This is a genomic window from Pseudomonas sp. AM8 (assembly GCF_036346475.1).
GTDB classification, from domain to species: Bacteria; Pseudomonadota; Gammaproteobacteria; order Pseudomonadales; family Pseudomonadaceae; genus Aquipseudomonas; species Aquipseudomonas marginalis.
Genome location: NZ_JAOTNX010000016.1, coordinates 113,101 through 122,446, shown reverse-complemented (window position 1 = coordinate 122,446; position 9,346 = coordinate 113,101). Strand labels below are relative to the sequence as shown.

Annotated in this window: 3 protein-coding genes; all 3 read left to right on the top strand. The window is 63.2% G+C overall.

Annotation, left to right across the window (positions count from 1 at the left end):
* Window positions 1–111 precede the first annotated feature (111 nt).
* From recC to recD, 3 genes are read left to right on the top strand one after another with little or no spacing between them, the layout of a single operon-like run.
* Entirely contained in the window at window positions 112–3,561 is a 3,450-nt protein-coding gene (gene recC, locus V3W40_RS30225) for an exodeoxyribonuclease V subunit gamma (protein ID WP_330216242.1), read from the top strand.
* Window positions 3,558–7,232: an exodeoxyribonuclease V subunit beta gene (recB, locus tag V3W40_RS30220; RefSeq protein ID WP_330216241.1), complete on the top strand. Its 3,675-nt coding sequence runs from the start codon at window positions 3,558–3,560 to the stop codon at window positions 7,230–7,232. The genes recC and recB overlap by 4 nt, the downstream gene beginning before the upstream one ends.
* Complete coding sequence (recD, locus tag V3W40_RS30215) at window positions 7,229–9,334, top strand: exodeoxyribonuclease V subunit alpha (RefSeq protein ID WP_065947231.1); 2,106 nt, start codon at window positions 7,229–7,231, stop codon at window positions 9,332–9,334. The genes recB and recD overlap by 4 nt, the downstream gene beginning before the upstream one ends.
* The last annotated feature ends 12 nt before the right edge of the window (window positions 9,335–9,346 follow it).

Below are 9,346 nucleotides of genomic sequence, written 5' to 3'. Positions count from 1 at the left end.
AAGCAGATGGGGTTTTGTTTTGGGCGGTCGGAAAGTGCGAAGAGGCGCCTCGGGAGGGGCTTCAGTGCTAAAGTCCATGCCCTCGATTTTGCTTTTCCCAAGGAAGCCGTTATGCCGGATGCGACGTCCCTCAGCGCTGGATTCATGGTGGTTCACGGCAACCGCTTGGACGAACTGCGCAGCCTGGTGGTGAGTTGGATGCGCCGTTATCCCCTGGCGCCCCTGGAAAACGAAATCGCCCTGGTACAAAGCAACGGCATTGCCCAGTGGCTCAAACTGGCCTTGGCTGAAGACCCGGAAGACGACGATATGGGAGGCTGCGGAATTGCCGCCGCCATCGATGTACAGCTCCCCGGCAGCTTCATGTGGCAGCTCTATCGCATGGTCCTGGGACGTGACGAAATCCCTCCAAAATCCCTGCTCGATAAAGCCCCGCTCACTTGGCGCCTGATGCGCCTGCTCCCGGAACTCATCGATCAACAGCACTTCGAGCCGTTGCAACGCTTCTTGACCCACGACTCCGACCTGCGCAAACGCTACCAACTGGCGGAACGACTGGCTGACCTGTTCGACCAATACCAGGTCTACCGCGCTGACTGGCTGGAAGACTGGGCCGCTGGCCGTCATCAATTGCGTAACGGTCGAGGCGAATCAAAGCCACTCAGCCCGGCCAACTGCTGGCAAGCCGAGTTATGGCGCGCGCTGCTGTTGGACGTCGGTGAAGAGGGCATGGCCGAAAGCCGCGCCGGCGTGCACCAGCGCTTTATCGAACGTATCAATGCGCTTGAGCAAGCGCCGAAGGGGCTGCCTTCCCGGGTGATTGTCTTCGGGATTTCTTCCTTGCCCGCCCAAGCGCTGGAGGCGCTGGCCGGCCTGGCCCGTTTCAGCCAAGTCCTGCTGTGCGTGCACAACCCGTGTCGCCACCATTGGTCCGACATCGTGGCCGACAAAGACCTGCTGCGTAACGAATACAAGCGCCAGGCGCGCAAAGCCGGCATGCCCGTTACCATCGACCCACAAACCCTGCACCAACATGCTCATCCGCTGTTGGCCGCCTGGGGCAAACAAGGTCGTGATTACATCAGCCTGCTGGACAGTTACGACGATCCCAACAGCTACCGCGCCGCTTTTCGCGATGGTCGAATCGACCTGTTCAGCGACAGCGAGCCCACCACACTGCTCAACCAGCTTCAGGACGATATCCTCGAACTGCGCCCGCTCAATGAGACTCGGGAACAATGGCCGGCTGTCGATCTGGAGCGTGATACATCCATCCGCTTCCACATTGCCCACAGCGCCCAACGCGAAGTGGAGATTCTCCACGACCAATTGCTCCAACGCTTCAGCGCCGACCCCACGCTTCGCCCAAGGGACATCATCGTCATGGTCCCTGACGTCGACAGCTATGCGCCGCATATCCGCGCGGTATTCGGTCAACTGGACAGAATCGATCCCCGCTTCATCCCCTTCACCCTGACCGATCAAGGTCAGCGCGGCCGCGATCCCCTGCTGATCGCCGTTGAACACCTGCTCAAACTCCCCGACAGCCGCTTCCCCGTCAGCGAGATTCTCGACCTGTTGGATGTCCCGGCCTTGCGAGAACGCTTCGCCATCAAGGAGCGCGATCTGCCCACACTGCACCGCTGGATCGAAGGCGCTGGCATCCGTTGGGGGCTCAACGCCGAGCAACGCGCGGGTCTCGGTCTGCCGAGTAAGCTGGAACAAAACAGCTGGCGATTTGGCCTTCGCCGTATGCTTCTAGGCTACGCCGTCGGCACCGGTGCAGCCTGCGAAGGCATTGAGCCCTACGACGAAATCGGCGGGCTTGATGCGGCCTTGATCGGCCCACTGGTCGCTTTGCTTGATGCGCTCAGCGATGCCCATCAAGCGCTGTCACAACCCGCAGCACCCCACGAATGGGGCGAGCGTCTGCAACGCCTGATGCAACTCTTCTTCCTACCCAGCAGCGAGCACGACGACTACCTGTTGGGTCAGCTTGAGCAACTCAGGGAAACCTGGTTGGAAACCTGCGAGTCCGTTGGCCTGCAGGATGAGTTACCGCTTACCGTAGTCCGCGAAGCCTGGCTGGCCGGCCTGGATCAAGGCCGTCTGTCCCAGCGCTTCCTCGCCGGAGCTGTCAATTTTTGCACCCTGATGCCCATGCGCGCCATCCCCTTCAAACTCGTCTGCCTGCTCGGCATGAACGATGGCGACTACCCACGCGCCCAACCACCGCTGGATTTCGACCTGATGGGCAGCGACTACCGGCCCGGCGACCGTTCGCGCCGCGAAGACGACCGTTACCTGCTGCTCGAAGCCCTGCTGTCCGCCCGCGACCAGCTCTATATCAGCTGGGTCGGCCGTAGCATCCGCGATAACAGCGAGCGCCCGGCCTCTGTACTCATCGGCCAACTGCGCGACCATATCGCCAGTGGCTGGCACAACGCACAAGAAACACCGCTACTGGACGCGATGACCCAGGAACACCCGCTCCAACCCTTCAGCGCCCGTTACTTCCACGAAGGTGATGCGCTGTTCAGCTATGCCCGCGAATGGCAGTTACTCCACCAATCTGTGGATAACGTCCCCAAAGAGGATCAACTGGCGGAGCACCAACAGGAAGAGCCCCTGAGTCTCGGCCAGTTGCAGGACTTCCTGCGCAACCCGGTCAAACACTTCTTCAGCCAGCGTCTGAAAGTGTTCTTCGAAGCCGCCGAAGTACCCTTGGCCGATGAAGAACCCTTCGTGCTTGACGCGCTGCAACGCTACAGCCTGAGCGACAGCCTGTTGAACGCTGCGCTGTCCCAGCCCGAACACCTCGACCAGGCCCTCAACGCCCAGGCTCTGCGGCTGCAAGGCAGTGGCCTGTTGCCGATGGTTGGTTTCGGCGAGTGCCTGCGCAACGAACTCATTGAGCCCCTGCCCGACTTGTTGCAACGCTACCAGCAGTTGCTGGCGCTCTGGCCAACGCCACACACCGCTGCAGAACCGATCAGTTTCGAGCATCAAGGTATAGCGCTGGAAGGCTGGATCAGCGGCCTGCATCGACGCAGTGATGGCGGATTGCTGAGTGTCACCACCATCCCCAATAGCATCGGCTCGATCAAAACACGCAAATGGCATCGTCTGATTCGTCCTTGGGTCAATCATGTGGTGGCCTGTGCCTGCGGTCTGTCGTTGAGCACGGGGTTGGTGGCCAGCGACAATACGTTGCTACTGGCCCCGCTGGATAAGCCCATCGCCCGGGAAATCCTCGGCAACCTGCTGTTGGCCTGGCACAGCGGCATGAGAGAGCCGCTCCCGGTAGCCGTCAAGACTGCCTTCGCCTGGCTCAGCCAAACCGATCCGGTCAAAGCCCACGCCGCCGCGAGCAAAGCCTATGAAGGCGACGGCCTGACCACCGACGGCGAGCGTCGCGAAACACCGGCGCTCACCCGACAGTTCCCCGATTACGCCGCCCTGGTCGCCAGCGAAGAGTTCGAAGGCTGGTGCGAAACCTTGTATCGACCGCTCATCAACGCCCCGTGGCGATCACTCACAGGCGAGGAGGCCGGCCCATGAGCAGCAAACCCTTGGCCCTGGCCTTCCCGTTGCATGGCAGCCAGCTGATTGAAGCCAGCGCCGGCACCGGCAAAACCTTCACCATCTCCGCCTTGTACCTGCGTCTGGTGCTTGGCCACGGTGGCGACGAGTCCGGTTTCGGCCGTGAACTGCTGCCGCCGCAAATCCTCGTGGTGACCTTTACCGATGCCGCCACCAAAGAGCTGCGTGAGCGCATCCGCATTCGCCTGGCCGAAGCTGCACGTTTCTTCCGCGAGGAGATTGAACAGCCCGACGCGCTGATCGCCGACCTGCGTGCGCAATACCTCCCCGAGCAATGGCCCGCCTGCGCCAACCGCCTGGACATCGCCGCCCAGTGGATGGATGAAGCGGCGGTTTCCACGATCCACAGTTGGTGCCAGCGCATGCTGCGCGAACACGCGTTCGACAGCGGCAGCCTGTTCACCCAGACCCTGGAAACCGACCACAGTGACCTGCTCGGCGAAGTGCTTCGCGATTATTGGCGACTGTTCTGCTACCCGATGCACGACGACGCACTCAACTGGGTACGCAACAACTGGGGCGGCCCGGCCGCGTTGATGCCACGCGTGCGCGCACTGTTCGGCAGCGAACGGCCGACGGATGAAACCCGCGACCCCGCCGAGTTGATCAACGCTTGCCTGCAAGAACGCCGTGAAGCGTTGATAAACATCAAGGCTCCCTGGCAACAATGGGCCGCCGAGCTACGCGATATCTGCCTGCAAGCCGTAGCCGCCAAAGCCGTTCACGGCCGCAAGATGCAAGCGCGTTACTTCGAGCCCTGGTTCGAAAAGATCAGCGCCTGGGCCGCTGACGAAACCCTCGAGCAACTGGACATCGGCACCGGGTTCACCCGCCTCACCCCCGACGGCATGGCCGAAGCCTGGAAGGGCGACCCGCCGCAACACCCCGGCATCGACGCCATGGCCGGCCTCAAGGCCGCCCTCGACGCGCTGCCAACCCCCGACGCCGCTGTGTTGCAACACGCTGCCGGTTGGGTCGGTAAACGTTTCGAAGAAGAAAAACGCCGTCGCGCCGAAATGGGCTTTGACGACATGCTGATCCGCCTCAACGCTGCCCTGCAGGCCGACGGCGGCGAGCGTCTGGCCAGTGTGATCCGCGAGCAGTTCCCGGTGGCCCTGATCGACGAATTCCAGGACACCGACCCGGTGCAATACAGCATCTTCGACAGCATTTACCGCATCGAAGAGAACCACCTCGACAGCGGTCTGTTCCTGATTGGCGACCCCAAGCAAGCCATCTACGCCTTCCGCGGCGCCGATATCTACACCTACCTGCGTGCGCGCAAATCCACGCTCGGCCGTCATCACACCCTGGGCACCAACTTCCGTTCCAGCCATGCGATGGTCGACGCGGTGAACCACGTGTTCCTGCGGGCGGAAACCGGCCGCGGCGCGTTCCTGTTCCGGGAGTCGAACGGCGACAACCCGGTGCCGTTCCACCCGGTGTTGTCCCAAGGCCGTAAGGAAAAACTGCAGGTCGACGGCCAAACGTTGCCGGCGCTGAACCTGTGGCACCTGCCCACCGACCAGCCGGTTTCCAACGCGGTATACCGCCAACAACTGGCCGGCGCCTGCGCCACCCGGATTGTCGAGCTGCTCAACGGCGGGCAGCAAGGTACGGCCGGTTTCCTGCAAGCGGACGACAGCTTCAAAGGCGTACTGCCGTCGGACATCGCCATCCTCGTGCGCGACGGCAAGGAAGCCCAGGCCGTGCGCGCCGAGTTGGCCGCCCGTGGCGTGCGCAGCGTGTACCTGTCCGACAAGGACTCTGTCTTCGCCGCCCAGGAAGCCCACGACCTGCTCGCCTGGCTCAAGGCCTGTGCCGAGCCGGACGTCGAGCGGCCGCTGCGGGCCGCCCTGGCTTGCGTCACCTTGAACCTGTCACTGCCGGAACTGGAGCGTCTGAACCAGGACGAACTGGCGTGGGAAAGCCGCGTGATGCAGTTCCGAGGCTACCGCACGATCTGGCGCACCCAAGGCGTGTTGCCGATGCTGCGTCGCCTGCTGCACGACTTCAAACTGCCGCAAACCCTGATCGCCCGCAGCGACGGCGAACGTGTGCTGACCAACCTGTTGCACCTCAGCGAGTTGTTGCAACAAGCCGCGTCGGAACTGGACGGCGAACAGGCGTTGATCCGCCACCTGGCCGAACACCTGGCGTTGTCCGGCCAGGCCGGCGAAGAGCAAATCCTGCGCCTGGAAAGTGACGAGCAACTGGTCAAGGTGGTGACCATTCACAAATCCAAGGGCCTGGAGTACGACCTGGTCTTCCTGCCTTTCATCTGCTCGGCCAAGCCGGTCGACGGCAGTCGCCTGCCGCTGCATTACCACGATGAACACGGCAAATCCCACGTCAGCCTGCGCCCGACCGCCGAGTTGATCGCCCAGGCCGACGATGAGCGCCTGGCCGAAGACCTGCGTTTGTTCTACGTGGCCCTGACCCGCGCCAAACATGCCTGCTGGCTCGGCGTTGCCGACCTCAAACGTGGCAACAGCAGCAGCTCGGTACTGCACCTGTCGGCGCTGGGTTACTTGCTCGGCGCCGGTGCGTCGTTGAGTGAGTCTGCCGGCCTCGCGCGTTGGCTGCTGGATCTGCAGGACGGCTGCCCGGCCATCCACTACGCCCCTGTGCCCGACGCCCAGGACATCCTGTTCCACCCGCCGCGCAACACCGCCCACTTGCTCGCGCCCTTGTTACCCAAGCGCAAGGCCGCCGAGAACTGGTGGATCGCGTCCTACAGTGCCTTGCGCATTGGCGACAGCATGAGCGTCGCCCACCTTGAAGCGCCCGAAAGCCCACAGGCGCAAAAGCTTTTCGATGACGAACGTCTCGATCCCGATGCACCGCGTGACGTGGCGGCGTCCGGCGCAGACATTCACCGTTTCCCACGCGGTCCGAACCCCGGCACCTTCCTTCACGGCCTGCTGGAGTGGGCCGGGGAAGAAGGCTTCAACGTGACCTCGCAAGCCATCGAACACGCCGTAGGCGCGCGCTGCAATCGCCGCAACTGGGAAGGCTGGATCGTCACCCTCAGCGATTGGCTGGGCCATCTGCTGCACACGCCGCTGCCGGTGGATAACGACCAGGTCGCCCTGAGCGACCTGCAGCACTACCAGATCGAAATGGAGTTCTGGTTCGCCAGCCATAAAGTCGACGTGCTCGCCCTCGACAAGCTGGTGTGCCAGTACACCCACAACGGTGTGTCCCGCGTCGCCGCCGAACCGGTGCTGCTCAACGGCATGTTCAAGGGTTTTATCGACCTCACCTTCGAACATGACGGCCGTTACTACGTGGCCGACTACAAATCCAACTGGCTCGGCCCTGACGATTCGGCCTACACCCAGGACACCATGGAACAGTCGATCCTCGAGCACCGCTACGACCTGCAATACGTGCTTTACCTGCTCGCGCTGCATCGTCAACTCAAGGCACGCCTGCCGGACTACGACTACGACCGTCATGTGGGTGGCGCGCTGTACCTGTTCCTGCGCGGCACTCAGGCCGTCAGCCGAGGGGCGTTTTTCACCCGGCCGCCACGGGAACTGATCGAAAGCCTGGACCTGCTGTTCCAGGGCAAGCCCATCCCGCCCAAGGCTGAGCCTGCCTGGGAACAAGGAGTGTTGTTATGAGCCTGTCGCCGTTACCGCTTGAGGCGTTAGCGCCCTTGAGCCGCGCCGCCGACCTGGTGCACCTGCTGGAGCGTTGGGTTGACAGGGGGTGGCTGCGGGCGTTGGACAAGGCGTTCGTGGGCTTCCTGCACGAGCTCGATCCACACGCCGACCCCTTGGTCCTCCTGGCGGCGGCGCTGACCAGCCATCAACTCGGCCACGGCCATGTGTGCCTGGACCTGTTCGAAACCCTCAACGCGCCGGATTTTGCCCTGTCCCTGCCGCCCGAAGGCGACCTGCAAAGCGGCGCCATGCTGCTGCCGTCGCAATTGCTCGACGGCCTCGACGGCGCCCACTGGTGCCATGCACTGGCCGCCAGCCCGTTGGTCGCCTTGGCGGTGGACGGCAGCGAATCGGCACACAGTCGTCCCCTGGTACTGTCGGGCAAACGCCTGTACCTGCGCCGCTACTGGACCTACGAACGACGCATTGACAGCGCCTTGCGCCTGCGTCTCGCCACCCAGGAAAACGTCGCCGCCGATTTGCCCCAGCGCTTGAATGGCTTGTTTGACCAGCCGGCGCCCGATGGCGTGATCGACTGGCAAAAACTCGCCTGCGCCCTGGCCACCCGCGGTGCATTCAGCATCGTCACCGGCGGCCCCGGCACCGGCAAGACCACCACCGTGGTGCGCCTGCTCGCGCTGTTGCAGGCGCCGGCCGTTGAGTCCGGCAGCCCGCTGCGTATCCGCTTGGCCGCGCCGACCGGTAAGGCCGCCGCGCGTTTGACCGAATCCATCAGCCAGCAAGTGCTGTCGCTGACAGTGGCGCAAAGCGTGAAGGAAAAGATCCCGACCCAGGTCACCACGGTCCACCGCTTGCTGGGCAGTCGCCCGGGCACTCGGCACTTCCGCCATCACCTTGGCAACCCGCTGCCCCTGGATGTGCTGGTGGTGGACGAAGCCTCGATGATCGACCTGGAAATGATGGCTAACCTGCTGGATGCGTTACCGCCCCATGCTCGCCTGGTGTTGTTGGGCGACAAGGACCAGCTTGCCTCGGTAGAGGCCGGCGCCGTACTCGGTGATTTGTGCCGCGACGCCGAAGCTGGTTGGTACAGCCCCCACACCCGCCAATGGCTGCAAACCGTCAGCGGCGAAGACCTCAGCGCCAGTGGCCTGCACGAAGACCTCGATGGCAGCCATCCCTTGGCCCAGCAAGTGGTGATGTTGCGCTACTCACGGCGTTTCGGCGAAGGCAGCGGCATCGGCCAACTGGCGCGCTGGGTCAACCAGCAAAACGCCGAAGAGGCCCGCAAGCTGCTGGCCGCGCGCAGCCACAGCGACTTGTTCTGCGTCAGCCTCAAAGGCGAGCACGACCACGCCCTGGAGCGCCTGGTGCTGGACGGGCAGGGCGACGGCGCCCAGGGTTATCGCTATTACCTCAACCTGCTGCACAGCGCGCGCCCCACCGTCGACACCCCGCGCGATGACCTCGCCTGGACCCACTGGGCCCAGCAACTGCTGCAAGCCTTCGATGCGTTCCAACTGCTCTGCGCCGTGCGCAAGGGCCCTTGGGGGGTGGAGGGACTGAACCTACGCATCACGGCCGCCTTGCGCAAAGTGCGGCTGATCGAGGGGGATGAGCAATGGTACGAAGGCCGTCCGGTGTTGATGACGCGCAACGATTACGGCCTGGGCTTGATGAACGGCGATATCGGCATTGCCCTCAAACTGCCTGAAAGCGACGGCGGCCCCCAGGTGCTGCGGGTGGCTTTCCCACGTAACGATGGCCAGGGTGGCGTGCGCTTTGTCCTGCCCAGCCGTCTCAATGATGTGGAAACCGTGTACGCCATGACCGTGCACAAATCCCAGGGCTCGGAGTTCACCCACACCGCGCTGATCCTGCCGGACGCGCTGAACCCGGTGCTCACCAAAGAGTTGATCTACACCGGCATTACCCGCGCCAAGCGTTGGTTCAGCCTAATCGAACCCCGGGGCGGGGTGTTTGAAGAGGCCGTGCGACGCAAGGTCAAACGCTTGAGTGGGTTGATGCTGGCGTTGGGTCAGGAGTCAGAACTATCTGATGCTGTGCTATCGTTGCGGCATCACCCCGAAAACACCTGAGAGTATCGCTGC

What these genes read in the sequence shown, in the direction of transcription:
- recC (WP_330216242.1), top strand. Translation starts at nt 112, where the DNA reads ATGCCGGATGCGACGTCCCTCAGCGCTGGATTCATGGTGGTTCACGGC.
- recB (WP_330216241.1), top strand. Translation starts at nt 3,558, where the DNA reads ATGAGCAGCAAACCCTTGGCCCTGGCCTTCCCGTTGCATGGCAGCCAG.
- recD (WP_065947231.1), top strand. Translation starts at nt 7,229, where the DNA reads ATGAGCCTGTCGCCGTTACCGCTTGAGGCGTTAGCGCCCTTGAGCCGC.